17 protein-coding genes are annotated in these 15,662 nt (G+C 71.2%); 9 read left to right on the top strand and 8 right to left on the bottom strand.

Annotation, left to right across the window (positions count from 1 at the left end):
• Positions 1–103: 103 nt before the first annotated feature.
• Complete coding sequence (locus ABT352_RS35435; RefSeq protein ID WP_350949395.1) at positions 104–592, bottom strand: NUDIX domain-containing protein; 489 nt, start codon at positions 590–592, stop codon at positions 104–106.
• Between the two features lie 221 nt (positions 593–813).
• Here ABT352_RS35435 and cobF point away from each other — a divergent pair, with 221 nt between their 5' ends.
• From cobF to ABT352_RS35450, 3 genes are all read left to right on the top strand, one after another.
• Positions 814–1,599: a precorrin-6A synthase (deacetylating) gene (gene cobF, locus ABT352_RS35440; RefSeq protein ID WP_350949396.1), complete on the top strand. Its 786-nt coding sequence runs from the start codon at positions 814–816 to the stop codon at positions 1,597–1,599.
• A gap of 304 nt (positions 1,600–1,903) precedes the next feature.
• Positions 1,904–2,839: a putative protein N(5)-glutamine methyltransferase gene (locus ABT352_RS35445; RefSeq protein ID WP_350949397.1), complete on the top strand. Its 936-nt coding sequence runs from the start codon at positions 1,904–1,906 to the stop codon at positions 2,837–2,839.
• Positions 2,840–2,922: 83 nt separating this feature from the next.
• Complete coding sequence (locus ABT352_RS35450; protein WP_350949398.1) at positions 2,923–3,765, top strand: pentapeptide repeat-containing protein; 843 nt, start codon at positions 2,923–2,925, stop codon at positions 3,763–3,765.
• Between the two features lie 101 nt (positions 3,766–3,866).
• Here the strand turns inward: ABT352_RS35450 and ABT352_RS35455 are convergent, their stop codons facing one another.
• Positions 3,867–5,057, bottom strand: coding sequence for an MFS transporter (locus ABT352_RS35455; RefSeq protein ID WP_350949399.1), 1,191 nt, complete (start codon positions 5,055–5,057; stop codon positions 3,867–3,869).
• Positions 5,058–5,116: 59 nt separating this feature from the next.
• Here ABT352_RS35455 and ABT352_RS35460 point away from each other — a divergent pair, with 59 nt between their 5' ends.
• On the top strand, positions 5,117–6,079 hold the full coding sequence (locus tag ABT352_RS35460) for an ArsR/SmtB family transcription factor (protein WP_350949400.1): 963 nt from the start codon (positions 5,117–5,119) through the stop codon (positions 6,077–6,079).
• A 67-nt stretch (positions 6,080–6,146) separates the two neighbouring features.
• On the opposite strand, the gene ABT352_RS35465 is transcribed toward ABT352_RS35460, so the two are convergent.
• Complete coding sequence (locus ABT352_RS35465) at positions 6,147–7,085, bottom strand: NADP-dependent oxidoreductase (RefSeq protein ID WP_350949401.1); 939 nt, start codon at positions 7,083–7,085, stop codon at positions 6,147–6,149.
• A gap of 184 nt (positions 7,086–7,269) precedes the next feature.
• A complete protein-coding gene (locus ABT352_RS35470) occupies positions 7,270–7,602 on the bottom strand; it encodes a hypothetical protein (RefSeq protein WP_350949402.1) in 333 nt (110 codons plus the stop codon).
• 149 nt (positions 7,603–7,751) lie between these two features.
• Between ABT352_RS35470 and ABT352_RS35475 the strand changes: the two genes are divergently transcribed.
• Positions 7,752–8,345, top strand: coding sequence for a TetR/AcrR family transcriptional regulator (locus tag ABT352_RS35475; RefSeq protein WP_350949403.1), 594 nt, complete (start codon positions 7,752–7,754; stop codon positions 8,343–8,345).
• A gap of 26 nt (positions 8,346–8,371) precedes the next feature.
• On the opposite strand, the gene ABT352_RS35480 is transcribed toward ABT352_RS35475, so the two are convergent.
• The 3 genes from ABT352_RS35480 to ABT352_RS35490 all read right to left on the bottom strand — a co-directional run bounded on the left by ABT352_RS35480 (position 8,372) and on the right by ABT352_RS35490 (position 10,442).
• A complete protein-coding gene (locus ABT352_RS35480) occupies positions 8,372–8,797 on the bottom strand; it encodes a nucleoside deaminase (RefSeq protein ID WP_350949404.1) in 426 nt (141 codons plus the stop codon).
• Entirely contained in the window at positions 8,794–9,663 is an 870-nt protein-coding gene (locus ABT352_RS35485; protein ID WP_350949405.1) for an LLM class flavin-dependent oxidoreductase, read from the bottom strand. The genes ABT352_RS35480 and ABT352_RS35485 overlap by 4 nt, the downstream gene beginning before the upstream one ends.
• Positions 9,664–9,767: 104 nt before the next feature.
• Entirely contained in the window at positions 9,768–10,442 is a 675-nt protein-coding gene (locus ABT352_RS35490; protein ID WP_350949406.1) for a TetR/AcrR family transcriptional regulator, read from the bottom strand.
• Positions 10,443–10,625: 183 nt separating this feature from the next.
• On the opposite strand from ABT352_RS35490, the gene ABT352_RS35495 reads away from it, so the two are divergent.
• The 4 genes from ABT352_RS35495 to ABT352_RS35510 all read left to right on the top strand — a co-directional run bounded on the left by ABT352_RS35495 (position 10,626) and on the right by ABT352_RS35510 (position 14,434).
• Positions 10,626–11,531: an SDR family oxidoreductase gene (locus ABT352_RS35495; RefSeq protein ID WP_350949407.1), complete on the top strand. Its 906-nt coding sequence runs from the start codon at positions 10,626–10,628 to the stop codon at positions 11,529–11,531.
• A gap of 217 nt (positions 11,532–11,748) precedes the next feature.
• Positions 11,749–12,576: an orotidine-5'-phosphate decarboxylase gene (gene pyrF / locus ABT352_RS35500; RefSeq protein WP_350949408.1), complete on the top strand. Its 828-nt coding sequence runs from the start codon at positions 11,749–11,751 to the stop codon at positions 12,574–12,576.
• Positions 12,570–13,577, top strand: coding sequence for a 3-deoxy-7-phosphoheptulonate synthase (locus tag ABT352_RS35505; RefSeq protein WP_350949409.1), 1,008 nt, complete (start codon positions 12,570–12,572; stop codon positions 13,575–13,577). Before pyrF ends, ABT352_RS35505 begins: the two co-directional genes overlap by 7 nt.
• A gap of 44 nt (positions 13,578–13,621) precedes the next feature.
• Positions 13,622–14,434, top strand: a complete 813-nt coding sequence (locus ABT352_RS35510) for a thioesterase II family protein (RefSeq protein ID WP_350949410.1) — start codon at positions 13,622–13,624, stop codon at positions 14,432–14,434.
• Between the two features lie 59 nt (positions 14,435–14,493).
• Here the strand turns inward: ABT352_RS35510 and ABT352_RS35515 are convergent, their stop codons facing one another.
• Positions 14,494–15,651 carry a winged helix DNA-binding domain-containing protein gene (locus tag ABT352_RS35515; RefSeq protein ID WP_350949411.1) on the bottom strand — a complete coding sequence of 386 codons (1,158 nt, stop codon included), beginning with the start codon at positions 15,649–15,651 and terminating at the stop codon, positions 14,494–14,496.
• Positions 15,652–15,662 lie beyond the last annotated feature (11 nt).

Below are 15,662 nucleotides of genomic sequence, written 5' to 3' on the forward strand. Positions count from 1 at the left end.
GCGCTAAACAGGCCGTCGGAGATCCGGGACCGTGCCCCCGGCGGCCGCGTCGCCCTCCCTCCGAGGTCGAGAGCCGAATCCACCGGTGCCGACGACCGCGTAATCATTTCGCGGCGAAGTACTCCGCCACGATCCGGGTGTGCAGCGGAAAGGCGAGCTCTCGCGGTCCGTCGATCAGCAGCCACTCCGTCGTCTCGTCCGTCGGCACGACCGGCGGGAGGTCGGCCGCGCCCGTCCGAGGTCCCAGCGCGAAGACCAGCACGGTCCCGTCGGGGGCGCTGAGCACGTCGAGGAGGCGCACGCCGTCCGGGTCGACGACGACCCCCGTCTCCTCGCGAAGCTCCCGGACGGCCGCCTGCTGCCAGGACTCGCCCATGTCGACGAAGCCACCGGGCAGCGCGAGAGCGCCCCGGTGCGGTTCGACGCCACGACGGACCACCAGCAGGCCCTCGTCCACCGGCAACACCATCACCGCGACCGGCAACGGGTTGAGGTAGGAGGTGTTCCCGCAGCCGGAGCAGGTGCGCGGCCACGCCTGGTCGGGGGCGAAGGCTCCGCCGCAGAAGGAGCAATGTGAGTTCCTGATCGTCACGATCGCGAGACTAGACCAGAACGAGGTCTTGATCCGACTTCTCCGCCCGAACGACCCGAAGCCCGAACGACCCGAACGGGAACCCGCGACGAGATCCCGCCCCTCACCGCCCGGCCGGGTCCTGCCGGGAAGCGGTCGTCCGGCCGGTTTCCGCCGGGGTAGGCCTTCCCGGGTGACGCCCGGCGCGACGTCCTCTGCGCGCAGGGGGCAGACTTTCCCGCGTGAAGCGAATCCTCATCATCGGCATCGGCGCGGGAAACCCCGACCACCTCACCCTTCAGGCGGTCAAGGCCATCGCGGCGGCCGACGTGTTCTTCGTCCTCGACAAGGGAGAGGCCAAGCACGACCTCGTCCAACTCCGGCAGGACCTCGTCGACGCGCACGCCCGCGCCCCGTACCGGCTGGTCGAGGCCCGCGATCCCGAGCGCGACCGGACCACCCCCGCCTACGCGGGCGCGGTGGAGGACTGGCGGTCGCGCCGCGCCGACATCTACGAGCGGCTCGTCCGCGACGAACTCGGCGACGACGAGATCGGCGCGTTCCTCGTCTGGGGCGATCCCTCCCTCTACGACAGCACGCTGGCCATCGTCGAGGAGGTCCTCGCCCGGGGCACGGTGCGGTTCGAGTACGACGTCGTCGCCGGCATCAGCAGCGTGTCCGCGCTGGCCGCCCGGCACCGCACCAGCCTGACCCGGGTCGCACGGCCCCTGCACATCACCACGGGCCGCCGCCTGTCGGAGGAGGGACCCGGCGAATCCGACGACATCGACGACATCGTCGTGATGCTCGACGCCCGCAACGCCTTCGCCTCCCTGCCCGACCCCGCCGACTTCGAGATCTACTGGGGCGCCTACCTCGGCACCCCCGACGAGATCCTGGTGGCGGGGCCGGTCGAGGAGGTCGCCGACCGGATCCGCGACGTCCGTGCCGAGGCGAGGGAACGCAAGGGCTGGATCATGGACACGTACCTGCTGAGGCGGGTTCCTCGCGGGAGCTCTCCCTCCTGACGGGAGGTCGCGGCGGGTGGCGCGCGAGGGCCTGGCGTCGGATCGGCCTCGTCGAGGAGCGGCGTCGGCGTTCCGCTTCGACAGGGGCACGGGGAGTTCGGCAGGACCGAGGTGAGAGCCGCCTCGCCGTAATGTGTTCGTACGGAGGGCGGCTCGGAGGTAGTGTTGCCCTCCAGCAATGGACGTGATCGAGGAGGTGAGACCCATTACCGCTGTGTCAGGTCGGGTGCTCCCGTCTCACGGTCGCGCGGTCCTTCCGGCGTAGGTGACCGAGGGAGCCCCATCGGCATCCCGAAAGGCTCCAATGTCGGCTTTACCGCCGTTTCTCCCCCAACCCGTTGTCGTCACCAGGCTCCGGGCCGCCGGCTGCGTCTTCGCCGAGGACGAGGCACGGTTGCTCCTCTCCACGGCGCGGACGCCGTCCGAACTCGCCGCCATGCTGGACCGGCGGATCTCCGGTCTGCCCCTCGAACACGTTCTCGGCTGGGCGGAGTTCTGCGGGCTGCGGATAGCCGTGGACACCGGGGTCTTCGTTCCCCGGCGCCGCACCGAGTTTCTCGTCCACCAGGCCGTCGCCCTCGCCCACCGAACCGCCGGATCGGCAGATCGGTCCGCCCCCCTCCCTCGACCCGCCTCCGATCCCCCTGTTTCCTCCGGTTCCGAAGACCTCACCGCTCCCGGCGACCAGGCCCCCCGGCCACGGATCGTCGTCGATCTGTGCTGCGGCTCCGGAGCGGTGGGGGCCGCACTGGTCGCGGCCCTGGAACCGGTCGAGTTGCACGCCGTCGACATCGACCCCGCCGCGGTGCGCTGTGCCCGGCGCAACGTCACCCCCGGCGGCCGGGTGTACGAGGGTGATCTCTACGAGCCGCTGCCCGCCACGCTGCGGGGCCGCGTCGACATCCTGACCGCCAACGCCCCCTATGTGCCCACGGAGGCGATCGGACTGCTGCCCCCGGAGGCCCGCGTACACGAACCACGAGTGGCACTCGACGGCGGCGCGGACGGGCTGGAGATCCAGCGGCGGGTGACCGCGTCCGCGGCGCGGTGGCTCGCACCGGGCGGTCACCTGCTGATCGAGACGAGCGAACGCCAGGCGCCGCGGACCGCCGAGGCCTTCGCCCGCAACGGGCTGGTCCCGAGGGTGGTCGAATCCGAGGAGCTGGACGCCACCGTCGTCGTCGGGACCATGCCCGCCCTCCCTCCGCCCCGCGATCGGGAAACGGGCACGGTCGGATAGGGTTTAGCGGTTGAATCGCTGTTCGCGGCCCTGTTTCGAGGACCGCGAACAGCGCGACCGCCCCGCATGAGGAGATCCCCGCATTGTCCGACAGCCGTGAGCACACGGCCCCCTCCACCGGGGGAGATCGTGCCGATCTGCGAGCCGACTGCGAGAGCTGCTTCGCGCTGTGCTGCGTCGTGCCCGCCTTCTCGGCCTCGTCGGACTTCGCGATCGACAAGAAGGCCGGGCAGGCCTGCCCCAACCTGCTGACGGACTTCCGCTGCGGCATCCACACCCGCCTCAGGGACAAGGGTTTCCGTGGTTGCACCGTCTACGACTGCTTCGGCGCCGGGCAGAAGGTCTCCCAGGTCACCTTCGGTGGGCAGGACTGGCGGCGGGCGCCACAGACCGCGAAGCGGATGGCCGAGGTGTTCCCGGTCATGCGCGACCTCCACGAGCTGCTCTGGTACCTGACCGAGGCGCTCACCCTGCGACCGGCCCTTTCCATCCACGATGAGCTCGGCCTCGCCCTGGAGAGGACCGAACGCCTCACCCGCGACACCCCCGACGTTCTCGCACGGCTGGACGTGGCGGCACACCGGCGGGAGGTCAACGTCCTGCTGCTGCGCGCGAGCGAGCTCGTGCGCGGCGAAGCCGGGCGCGGGAAGAGGAAGGACCGTAGGGGCGCCGACCTCATCGGAGCCAAGCTGAAGGGTGCCGACCTGCGGGGCGCCAACCTGCGGGGCGCCTACCTCATCGGGGCCGATCTGAGGGGCGCCGACCTCAGGACGGCCGACCTCATCGGAGCCGACCTGCGGGACGCGGACCTCTCGGGCGCCGACCTCACCGGGAGCATCTTCCTCATCCAGTCCCAGCTGGACGCGGCCAAGGGTGACGCCCGGACCTCGCTGCCGCCGTCACTCACCCGACCTGCCCACTGGTAGCCCGGCCCTCGCCCACCCGGCCCGAGCTCAACGGAGGCCCCTGCCGCCCACCTCCGGCTGGCTCCACAGCCGTCCGGCTTCTCATGGGGAAGCCGGATGCTTCACTGCCGGGGCGTCCGCTCCTCCGTACGGCGGGTCAGGGTGGGATACAGGCACGCGGTCGCCACCAGCGACGCGACGCCCGCCAGCGCCATCGCCGCGGAGACCGGTACGAACTCGGCCAGCGTCCCCGTCCCCGAGGCCGCCAGCGCCTGTCCGGCCATCATGCCGCTGCCCGCCAGCCCGAGTGCCTGTCCCCTGACCCGCGCGGGCACCGCCGCCACGTAACGCTCCTGCGTGCCCAGGTGCCCGGCGAACCCGAAGGAGGCGACCGCCACCAGCGCCGTCGCCACCCACACGCCCGGTGACAGCGCGAAGAAGAGGTACGGCACCGCCAGCAGCGTGAACAGCGGCACCGCGAGCCGGATCCGCTGCTCGGGGGTGGTCCATCGGCCGACCAGGAGGTCACCCACAAGCATGCCACCGGCCGCCGCGACGAACAGCGCTCCCGCCGCTCCCGCCGAGTCGTCCGCGTATGGCACGTAGAGCGCCTCCGCTCCGACGATCAGCCCGTTCGGCACCCACTGCACCAGCAGCAGCCCGCGGATCCGTCGGTCACCCAGCAACTCGGCGTTCACCGCCCATGACTGTCGCCAGACAGCCCGCCCCGACACCCTCGGCGGCCTGGCCCGCAGCCCCAGCCGCTGCGTGAGCGCCACCAGCACGCCGAGCGCCGCGCCCGACCACAGTGCCGCGTACGGCCCGGCCACGGCGAGCAGCGTCCCGGCGAGGGCGAATCCGGTGATCTGCACGGCGCCGACCGCGATGTTCAGGGCCGAGCGGCCCAGCACGTAGCCGTTACCCGGCAGCAGGTCGGCCAGCAGCCCCTGGCGTGCGCCGCCCGCGACGGCGTCGAACAGCCCGCACGCCATGACCAGCGCCAGCATCCCCCACACCGGCAGCACTCCGAGGGCAAGCGTCGCGACCGCGACCGCCCTCGTCAGATCCCACGAGACCAGCAGCGCCCTGGGCGGCAGCCCGTCGGCCAGCCCTCCGAGTGTCAGCGCGCCGACGGCCTGCGGCAGGAAACCCGCGAGGTAGGCGAGTGCGGCCAGAAACGGCGACCCCGTGTGGGCGTAGACGAGCGTGGACAACGCCAGGCTTTCCATGATCTTGCCCATGACGCTCGTGGCCTGCGCGACGAACAGCGTCCTGAACTGGCCGACGGCGAAAAGCTCCCGATAGGTGTTCACGCACCGGAGCTTGCGGGCCGATCCGTACGGCGGGCTACTGTTTCGTCAGGAGGCGAAACGTGGCCTATCTGGAGTGCACCCCCGAGGATCTGGCGCGTACCCGTTTCGTGATGTCGCCGATGGCGCAGGTGGTCACCGCCCTGCCCCTGCTCGCCGGTATCCGGTCTTCGCCGGGGATGTCGCGGTGGACGGCCAGGGTGCGGGACCGCTACGAGGCGCTCGTCGCCGCCGACCCCGTCCTGCGTGCCCTGGTCGACCTGCTGGTGGTCACCGACTACGTGCCCGACTTCTTCTGCGTGCCACCACCCCGCGCGGACACCACGTTCGCCCAGGAGGCGCTGGCCGTGCGGCACACCCCGTACCACAAGGCCCGCGCCGACCTGGAGCTGAGTTATCGGGGCCGGCCGACGGCCGCGGCACTGGACGTGCCCGACGTCGCCGAACGGGTCGCCGAGAGCCTGGTCGCCGTGTGGAGCGCGCTGATCGAACCCGACTGGCCGAGGACACGCGCACTGCTGGAGCGTGACATCGTGCGGTGGGCGGGACGACTGGCGGTGTACGGCTGGACCGCGGTGTTCGAAGGGCTGGACGTGCAGATGTCGCTGCGGGGCGAGCGGATCCTGCTCGGCCGGGTCAGCGGCGCCTCGCACCGGCTGGGCGGTGTCGGCCTGGTCCTGATGCCCAACGCGTTCGGCGGGAGGATCGTCTACCTCGACCCGCCACGCGCCTTCGGGGTCACCTATCCCGCGCGGGGTGTGTCCGCGCTGTGGGAAAGCCGGCCACCCGCGCCCGACAGCCTGGCCGCGCTGCTCGGCAGGGGCAGGGCCGCGGTGCTGCTGGAGCTGGCGACGCCCGCGAGCACCAGCCAGCTCGTCGCCAGGCTGGGCATGACGCTCGGCGGCGTCGGCGACCACCTCGCGGTGCTCAGACGATCGGGGCTGGTCTCGCGCGGCAGGAGCGGGCGTTCGGTGCTCTACACGCGCACCCCGATGGGCGACGCCCTGACGGAGTGGAACGCGTGAACAGCGACGCACCGCGTGGTGCTTCGAGAAAAACACACGCGCCCGCTCGGGGCCCGCGGGCCTCAGGTCAGCTCGCCGAGACCCTGAGAACGATCTTTCCTCGTACGTGGCCGGTCTGGCTCAGCCGGAACGCCTCGGCCGCCTCGGACAGGTCCAGGACGGTCGTGATCTCGGGGACGGCCAGGCCGCCCTCGATCATCCGTCGCAGTTCGTCGAGGTCCTCCGTGCTCGGCCGGGCGAACACGAAGGTGCCGCCGTGCTCCATGACGCCGTCGTTGGTGAGCGAGACGACCCGTCCCCCTGCGTCCTCGCGCAGCAGGCCGAGGGACGAGACCAGTTCCTCGCCGCCGTACATGTCCATGATCGCGGTGACCCCTGTCGGTGCCAGCAAGCGCACCCGCTCTTCGAGACCGGGACCGTAGGTGACGGGTTCGGCACCGAGACCTCGCAGGTAGTCGTGGTTGCGAGCCGAGGCGGTGCCGATGACGCGCGCCCCCAGGGCTGCGGCGACGCCCACGGCGAACGATCCGACGCCGCCCGCCGCGGCCTGCACCAGTACGGTGTCACCGGATCCCACCCGCAGCGCGTGGACGAGTGACTGGTAGGCGGTGAGACCGGCGATCGGAACGGCGGCCGCCTGCTCCCAGCTCAGGTTGGCGGGCTTGCGGGCGATGGTGCGCAACGGCGCGGCCACCCGCTCGGCGTAGGTTCCCCGCCCGATGGAGTCCTCGCGCACATATCCGATCACCTCGTCCCCCACCTCGAAGCCGGTGACCGTCGGGCCGACCTCCGCGACCAGCCCGGCGACGTCCCAGCCGGGGATGACGGGGAAGTGGACGTCGAAACGGCTGTCCAGATGCCCGGAGGCCGTCTGCCAGTCGACCGGGTTGACCGAGACCGCCTTCACGTCGATGAGAACGGACTCCGGGCCGAGCTTCGGCTCGGGAACGTCCTCCAGCTCCAGGACCTCCGGCCCACCGTAACGCCGGTAAACGATCGCTTTCATCCCCCTGCTTTCCGAAGCATGCACCGGCCCGCGCGCAGCGCGGCACCATGGGTCGTTTCGTGACGTCGAACAGCTGTGAATCCTAGGGCGGCGGACGGTGTACGCGTCGAATCCGGCGAGGGGCGCGCGTCCCCGTACGAACTCAGCGCCTGCGCCGCCGACCGGTCCCTGTCCGGCGTGGGGCCTATGAGGCGAGTGTCTGGCGGACGCCGGTCCGCGAGGCGTTCTCGATGGCGGCGAGCACGCGGTGCTGGCGCACGGCGGTGTGGAAGGAGGGGTACGCCTCGCGTTCCTCGGTGATCGCACGGGCGACCTCCAGATAGAGGGCGGCGACGTTCGCAGGCGGGCCAGGGGGGACGTTGGCGAGTGAGGGCTCGGAGGTGTGGGCGAGGGCTTTGGCGGCGGGCGTGGGCGCTGTCCTGCCTGGTGGTCGCGACCGCGGTGACGGCGTACTCCCCCAGGTTGAGCAGGGCCGGTAGGTGGGCTGCCGTTCCCCATCCCCGGCCGAGGCTTGCACCGACGACGCCGATACGGATCGGACCGGCGGGTGATCTGCTCATGGTCCCCCTTCACGAGTTAAGTATCGATCGGTAAAAAACTAGCCCGGAGCGGACCGGCCCGTCAACGGGGTAACGTATCGATCGGTAAGAAACTAGGGAGGTGCGCATGCCAGGAGGGCGCCCGCGCGCGTTCGACCCCGAGAACGCCCTGGACCGGGCACTTGAGGTCTTCTGGAGCCAGGGCTACGAGGGAACGGCGATATCGGATCTCACCGCGGCCATGGGCATCAACCGTCCCAGCCTCTACGGCACCTTCGGCAACAAGGAGGAGCTGTTTCGCAGGGTGTTCGACCGCTACGTCAACGGTCCGGGGGCGTTCACCGTCCGCGCCCTGGAGGCGCCCCGGGCACGAGAGGTCGTCGAACGCCTGGTGTACGGCGTGATCGAGCTGACCACCGGCCCCGACACCCCCCTCGGATGCCTCAGCATCCGCTGCGTGCAGGCGTGCGCGCCGGAGGCCGAGCAGATCAGGAGCGAGGTGGTGGCGCACAGGCAGGCCGGGGAGGCGGCACTGCGGGCGCGCCTGTCACGGGCGAGGGACGAGGGCGACCTGCCCGGCGACTGCGACCCGGCCGACCTGGCCCGCTTCGTCACCACCCTCGCCGACGGCCTCGCGGTACAGGCGGCCGCGGGCTGCGCCAGGGAGGATCTGCTGCGGGTCGCCGAGACGGCACTGCGCGCCTGGCCCACCGAGGGGTGAGCCAGAGCGCACGCGGCTACCCGTTTTCACGTGTAGTAGCCCTCGACCGGGACGCGCGCCTCGTCGAACAGCGCCGGGCCCTCCTGGGACACGTGCGGCCAGCCGCCTCCCGGCTTGAGGCTCGCGAGTTGCTCGTTGGAGAGCGCGAACACGACGCGGCCGAGACCGGATCGTTCGATGGCGCCCGCGCACATGGGGCAGGGCTGGCAGCTGGTGTACATGGTCGTGGCCGCCGCGACGTCGGGGGTGAGCTCGCGGGCCGCCCACCTGGCCAGCTTCAGCTCGGGGTGGGCGCTGATGTCGCGGTCGCTGAGAACCGTGTTGTGGTCCTCGGCGAGGATCGTGCCGTCCGGGCCCACCAGTAGCGACCCGAAAGGGGCGTCTCCGGTCGCCCGCGCTTTGGCGGCGAGTTCGATCGCCCTGCGGAGATGCTTCTCGTCGTCGTGCGTCATGATCGTCCTGTTCGTGGTCGATGAGTGTTCAGGTCCCAGTGGGCCGCCACGGTCGCGAGCGCCTGCCAGGCCACCTCCGGGTGGCGCGTCTCCTGCGGGTCGCCGTTGAACGGATCGAGCACGACACTGTCGGCGCCAAGCAGGCGTAACTGTTCGAGGTCGTCGATGACCTGGTCGATCGTGCCTTCGCCGGCGAGACGTCCCGGAGCGGTGATCGGGACCTGCGTGAGCCGCAGGACGATGCGGGGTGCGAAGCCCGGTACCGGCCGCCGTTCCTCGTCCGCGAGGACCTTCAGCCGGTCCAGCCCTTCGCGCATCCGCTCCAGGGTGAGGCGAAGCGGGTGCCACGCCTCCCCGAGACGTACCGCCCGGCGCAGTCCCACGTCGCCGTTGCCGCCGACCCAGATCGGTATTCGCCCGGCCTGGTAGTCCTCGTCGTTCTCCCAGGCGGCGCGTATCACCCGGAGGTGATCGTCGGTCAGCGCCCCGCGTCGCTCGAACGGAACCCCGAGCGCCTCGAACTCCTGCCGCGCCCAGCCGACGCCCACGCCGAGGACGAGCCGCCCGCCGCTGAGCCGGTTGAGGTTGGCCGCCATGCGGGCGACGAGCAGCGGGTGGCGGTACGGCACGATGAGCACCGTGGTGCCGAGCCGGATCCCGTCGGTCACCCCGGCCAGCCAGGACAGGGTGGTGAAGGGCTCGTAGAACGGCGGCGGGTACTGCTCGGCGACATCGGGGGTTATCGCGACATGGTCCGAGACCATGAGGAGGTCGAAGCCCAGCCCCTCCACAGTCCGTGCCCAGCCGCGCAGCACCCCGGGATCGGTGCCCGGCCCGAAGTTCAGTACGTTGACGCCTGTTTTCACCGCTTCAGGCTAGCGAGCGATCATGGAGATCCGGAAGGGATACCTCGATCAGCGCTGCATCCTCTTTGAGGACATGCGACCGTGAAATCACCCGGTCGACCGCTTCAGCCGTCGGAGACCTCGGGCTGAAGGACCTCGAGAGCCTCACGCAGCACGGGTGTCGGCGCGAGGTCACAGGCGGCCCGGATCGCGCCCGTCAGAAAGGCGACGAAGACGTCGACCAGCGCCTCGATCTCGTAGGGACGACCGCTTCTCAGCCAGACCAGGGCCGTCTCGTCGCAGGCGGCGCTGAACCCGCGCATGGTCAGCCGGAGCGCCGACGCGTCCGCGTCGAGGCCGAGTAACCCGCAGATCGCACGGATTCCCTCCTGGCTCGTCGTCTCGAAGGCCTTCCAGGCCGCGTCGGTGGTGTCCGCACGCCGCAGGATGAGGTTCAGGGCGGCGTCCTCGTTCTCGGCCAGAAACCTCAGATGGGCGGCGAGGTGGCGGCGGAGCCGCTCGACGACGGGCCCGTCGGAGCCGATCTTCGCGGCGGCGCGGAGCCGTTGGTCGATCACGCCCACGACTTCCGCGTAGAGGTTCTCCTTGCCGTTGAAGTGGTGGGACAGAAGCCCGTGGGCGACCCCTGCCGAACGGGCGATGTCCGCGACGGTGACGTCGGCGTAGGGGCGCCTGGAGAAGTGCTCCAGCGCGGCTTCCAGCAGTTTCCGGCGCGTCTCCTGAGCGGCCAGTTGCCGCCGGGTGGGCGGCTTGCCCACGACGGACTGGGTCACGTCCATTCCCCTCCTCGCGACGCCGGCTCGACCTGTCATCAGCGTATTCCACGATCGTCCCCCGCCCGGTCATGGAGAACGCCTACCGGCATTTGATTGATTATCATTCAATGAAGTATGTTCAACGTAACGCATCGCCCACGGCGGCCGGACGGCGAAGTGGGACAACAGATCGCTGGAGGAAGAGCGATGACCAAGGTTCTTATCGTCGGGAGCACGGGCACCGTGGGCAGCCTGGTGCTCGAAGAGGTGCTCAGACGCGGTACCGACGCGCGAGTGCTGGTGCGCGACGAACAGCGCGCCGCGCACCTTCCCGCGCACGTCGAGCGCCACGTGGGCGACCTCGGCGACCCCGAAGCGGTGCGCAGTGCCATGAAGGGCGTCCAGGCCGCTTTCTACGTCCCCCCGCACGAGCCGGACGAGGTGCGACTGGGCACGTCGTTCGTACGAGCGGGCGAGGAGGCCGGCATCCGGCTCGTCCTCGCCGGCACACACATCAGCGACCCCCAGATGAGAGCCGCGTTCGTGGAGAGCATGCCCGCCTACCGCGGCAAGATCGAGGTCAGCACCGCCTTCGCGGCGTCGACGGCGAACCCCGTCGTGATCGCTCTCGCCAACTACAACCAGAACGACGAGATCTTCAAGGAAGACATCCTGAACGGCGTCTACCCGACGCCGATCAAGCGATCGAACCGCATCGACCTGCGAGACATGGCCGAGTTGGCGGCGACCGCGCTCATCGATCCCGCTTTCCCGAGCGGTGAGTACGCCCTGATCGGGCCCGAGTCGTTCACCGGGGCCGAGGCCGCCGAGATCTGGGCGGCCGAACTCGGGCGTCCGGTGACCTACGTGGACGGCGATGGGGAGTGGCAGGCGATCTTCGGCAAGCGGCTCGCCGCACAGAAGCTCGAGGACTGGATCTCGAGCTTCGTCCTGCTGAAGAACGCGGAGTTCCCGACCGATCCGGCGCAGGTCCAGGAGGTGACCCGGCTGCTTGGCCACGCACCGCGCGACTACCGTAGCTACGTGCGCGAGACCGCGCGACTGTGGAAGAGCCAGGAGCGCTCGACGCCTCCGGCCACCTCGTCGATCTGACCCCGTCCAGGGAAGGCGCGCGCCGCGGCCCGTGAGCCGCGGTCCGTCGTCGGCGGGAACACGGACCGCTCGGGTACGCCGGTGAGACGGTCCGTGATCCCGCCGGGCGACTTTACGATGTAGATCAACAAAACGCGGGCCGGAGATTTTAGCCGACGAAGCCCAGCCCGCGAGCGGGCCCGGCGCGGCCCCCGGCACGAGTGTGTGAAATGGGTCCATGGCTGCCGTACCGATATGGACCGACCTGCTCAAGACCCGATCCGCCCTCTGCCTGGGAATCGCCCCCTCCCCCAAGTGGCTGGAGGCGTGGAGGATGAACGACGACGTGGACGGGGCCCGGCGGATGTGCGGGGTGGTGCTGGAGGCCGCGGGCGAGCGGGTGTCCGTCTACCGGATCCAGGTCCCGTTCTTCACCCGCTTCGGCGCCCCGGGCACGGACCTGCTGCGCGAGGTCGTCGACGGCGTGCACGAGCGGGGCTCGCTCGCCGTGCTGGACGCGAAGGTGTGCGACGCCGACGACACGATGGACTCCTACGCCGACCTCTACCTCGGTCCCGGCAGTGTGCTGGGCGGGGACGCGGTGACGGCGAACCCGTTCATGGGCTTCGCCGCCCTCGATCCGCTGCTGCGCAGGGCCCGTGACAGCGGGACCCTGGTCATGGTGCTCGTCCGCACCTCCAACCACGCGGCCGGCGGGGTCCAGGGCGCCGTGACCGGGTCGCGCACCGTCGCGCAAAGCACCGCCGACGAGGTACGGGAGTGGAACGACGAGCACGGCGTGGCCGCCGCGGCCGTGGTCGGGGCCGGCCGCGAGGAGGCGACCGACCTGGTGGCCCGCATGCCGTCGGCGGTCGTGGAACTGCCGGGCCTGGGCAGGGCCGGACGCGAGACCCACGACCTTCTCGCCGTCGCCGCCGAGGCTCCCGGACGTGCCGTCCTGCCGGTGACGACCGGGGTACTGCGGCACGGGCCCGACGTCGCCGCGCTGAGCGCGAGCATCGCGGCCTGGCGCAAGGAGATCGACGCCGGGGTCCCGGCGTGCTGATCGAACTCCGGCCCGGCACCTCCGCCGAGGTCGCCGAGGAGGTGGCGGCGCTGGCCGGGGCGCACGAGGACGTCGCCGCCTGGCCGGTCAGGCTGGCCGGGCGGGTCTTCGTCGTGGTGAGCGGCGACGAGTCCCTCGCCCGCGCATCCACCTCGCCCGCGGTGCTGGCCCGTCACCCGGCCCCTGAGGGCCACTGGCTGGTACGGCGGGAAAGCGGCGTGGCACCGAGCGAGGTGACGATCGGCGACGGGGTGGTGGGGGGAGATCGGCTGTGGTGGGCGGCGGGGCCGTGCGCGCTGGAGTCGGCCGAGGACACGGCCGAGACGGCCCTGGCGGTCAAGGCGCAGGGGGCGCACGCCCTGCGGGCCGGGCTTTCCAAGACGCGCAGCAGCCCCTACCACTTCCCCGGCAAGGGCAGGCGTGGCCTGGAGGCGCTCGCGGAGGTCCGGCGGGCGGCGGCCATCCCCGTGATCACCGAGGTGTGCGACCCGCGCGAGGTGGAGGCGGTCGCCGAGGTGGCCGACTGCCTGCAGGTGGACGGACGGCAGCTGGACAACCGTCCGCTCCTGGCAGAGCTGGGCTCCCAGCCCAGGCCGATACTTCTGATGCGGGGGCCTCGGGCGAGCCTGGACGACTGGCTGCGGGCCGCGGAGTTCGTCCTCACCCGGGGCAACGACGCCGTGGTGCTCTGCGCGGGCGCCTCGGGAACCCCGCCGCAGCCCGGGTTCGGGGCGATCGCCGCGCTGCGCGCCCGCACCGACCTGCCGGTGGTCTTCGACCCCAGTCACAGCACCGGCTCGGCCTCGCTGGTCGCCCCCGCCTCGCTGGCGGCCGCGGCGTACGGCGTGGACGGGCTGCTCATCGAGTCGTGTTTGAGGCCGGAAAGGATGTACCGGCCCGGCGACGCGGCGCACATGTTCCCCCCCGAGTCCCTCGCGGATCTCATCGCCGCCTGCGAGCGGGCCCGGGACTCCGCACGATCCCTGGCGGTTCCGCGATGACCGTTTCCCCGACCTCTGCGAGCTCTGCGACTTCCATGACCTCAGTGACCTCGACGACCTCGACGACCTCGACGACCTCGACGCGCGCCGCGTCCCCCTCGCCCCCCGCGGTCCATCCCGCGAGCTGGCTGGTGCCGCTGCACCGGCCGGAAAGGGCCCGCGCGAGGCTGGTCTGCGTGCCCAACGCCGGAGGCGGCGCCACGACGTTCCGCGGCTGGGCCGACCTGCTCCCCGGTGACGTGGAACTGTGGGCGGTGCGCTCGCCGGGCAGGGAGACCCGCATCTCCGAGAAGCCCAGGCACAAACTGTCGATGATCGTCGACCCGGTGATCGACGGGCTGTCGCGCCTGGAGGCGCTGCCGTTCGCGCTGTTCGGGCACAGCATGGGCGCATTGGTGTCGTTCACGGTCACACGGCGGCTGCGCTCGCGCGGGTTGCCTGGCCCCGGGCGGCTGTTCGTGTCGGGCTGGAACGCCCCCCAGGTCCGCGACGGCATGCCACGGCTCGGGCAGCTCGGTGACGAGGACCTGATGCGGGTGCTGCACCGGCTGGACGGCATCCCCCCGGAAGTGATCGGCAACGCGGAGCTGATGAGCCTCATCATGCCGGTGCTGCGGGCGGACCTGAACGCCGCCGAGTCCTACGTCCACGAGGACGAGCCACCGCTCGCCTGCCCGATCTCGGTGTTCGGCGGGAACGGGGACCCGACCACGACGGCGGCGGGCCTGAGCGCGTGGAGCGCGCAGACAGGGGCGGCGTTCCGGCTGCGGCTGCTGCCGGGCGGGCACTTCTTCATCCACACCCAGCGCCGCACCATGCTGCGCGCGATACGGGAGGATCTCGGCGCCTGCCGCTGAGTCCGTCGGGGGGAGACTTCCGCCGCCGCACTCCCGGCCGGGAGTGTCCCGGGAGGGGCTCAGCGCTTCTTGCCGACGAGTTTCCCCATGGACAGGGTGGCCTCGGCGCCGTAGAAGCGGCCGACGCGTTCGACCTCCTTCTCCAGCTCCTTGGTCTGTCCCGAGTCGAGCTCGACGAACGACTCCAGCTTGATCTCGACCTTGCCGCCCTTCTCCCTGCGCTCCCACATCCCGGCCACGACCCCGTCGACGAGCATGATCTGGTGGGCGACCGCGCCCTCGTACCTGCCCCTGCCGTGTTCGAAGACGCGAGCGGCGGTGTCCTTGGGCACGACGACCTCCTTGGGACCGCTGCCGAGGACGTACGCCTCGTACTGCGGCAGCAGCCGCACACAGCTCGGGTCGGACGGCCAGCGGCCCTCGTCGGCGGCGAGGACGTACGCCTTGCGTCCCTCCACCTCGACCTGGGCGACCTCCTCGCCGAGCGACTCCAGCGTCTCGCGCGCCTCGGGCGGCCTGAGCGCGAACCAGCGGGCCAGGTCCTGGTGGGTGGCGGGACCGTACGCGCGCAGGTAGCGGCGCACGATCTCCATCGCCGACTCCTCGGGGTCCGGCTGGTCCTTCACCTCGGTCTTCAGCCCCGCCCACCGGTCGGGCCTGACGTAGGTGACCTTGGCTCCGCGTACCGGCCCGAAACAGAGCACGCCGAGGTAGGCGACAGGACGCAGCAACTCGCCCCAGTTGGAGGCGAGCTTGTCCTTCGCCCACGCTCCGACGCGTCCGGAGACCTCCTTCGCCAGCTCCTCGCGGGTCAGGCACTCGCCGTCCAGCGCGTCACGGACCGCGTCGACGAACGCCTCGCCCTGCTTGGCGGTGAGCCCGTGGTGGGCGTGCCAGCTGTCCTTGGCGCGCCAGTAGGGCTTCCAGCGCATCGCGGCCATCCACAGGGCCAGCTCGTCGGCGGCGTGCACGTGCAGGGTGCCGCGCAGGCTGTACGTCTTGACCAGGCGCTTCTTGTCGTACAGCTCCGCGCGCACCTGTTCCTGCGTGGCGTCCTTCACCCGTGCCCCGATGGCCAGCTCGGCCGCGGCGGCGACCTGCGACTGCACCCCGCACACGTCGCGCACGGGTTTGCGCAGGTCGCCGGAGACGGGTTTCACGAGGTGATGGCGGGCCAGCCGCCGCGCGTGGACCTGATCCCAGGTGAGTGAGTTCATGGTCGACGCTT

The organism is Streptosporangium sp. NPDC000563 (genome assembly GCF_040299985.1).
In the GTDB taxonomy this organism is placed as follows: Bacteria; Actinomycetota; Actinomycetes; order Streptosporangiales; family Streptosporangiaceae; genus Streptosporangium.

What these genes read in the sequence shown, in the direction of transcription:
- pyrF (WP_350949408.1), top strand. Translation starts at nt 11,749, where the DNA reads ATGGCTGCCGTACCGATATGGACCGACCTGCTCAAGACCCGATCCGCC.
- ABT352_RS35515 (WP_350949411.1), bottom strand. Translation starts at nt 15,651, where the DNA reads ATGAACTCACTCACCTGGGATCAGGTCCACGCGCGGCGGCTGGCCCGC.
- ABT352_RS35490 (WP_350949406.1), bottom strand. Translation starts at nt 10,442, where the DNA reads ATGGACGTGACCCAGTCCGTCGTGGGCAAGCCGCCCACCCGGCGGCAA.
- ABT352_RS35495 (WP_350949407.1), top strand. Translation starts at nt 10,626, where the DNA reads ATGACCAAGGTTCTTATCGTCGGGAGCACGGGCACCGTGGGCAGCCTG.
- ABT352_RS35475 (WP_350949403.1), top strand. Translation starts at nt 7,752, where the DNA reads ATGCCAGGAGGGCGCCCGCGCGCGTTCGACCCCGAGAACGCCCTGGAC.
- ABT352_RS35465 (WP_350949401.1), bottom strand. Translation starts at nt 7,085, where the DNA reads ATGAAAGCGATCGTTTACCGGCGTTACGGTGGGCCGGAGGTCCTGGAG.
- ABT352_RS35445 (WP_350949397.1), top strand. Translation starts at nt 1,904, where the DNA reads ATGTCGGCTTTACCGCCGTTTCTCCCCCAACCCGTTGTCGTCACCAGG.
- ABT352_RS35480 (WP_350949404.1), bottom strand. Translation starts at nt 8,797, where the DNA reads ATGACGCACGACGACGAGAAGCATCTCCGCAGGGCGATCGAACTCGCC.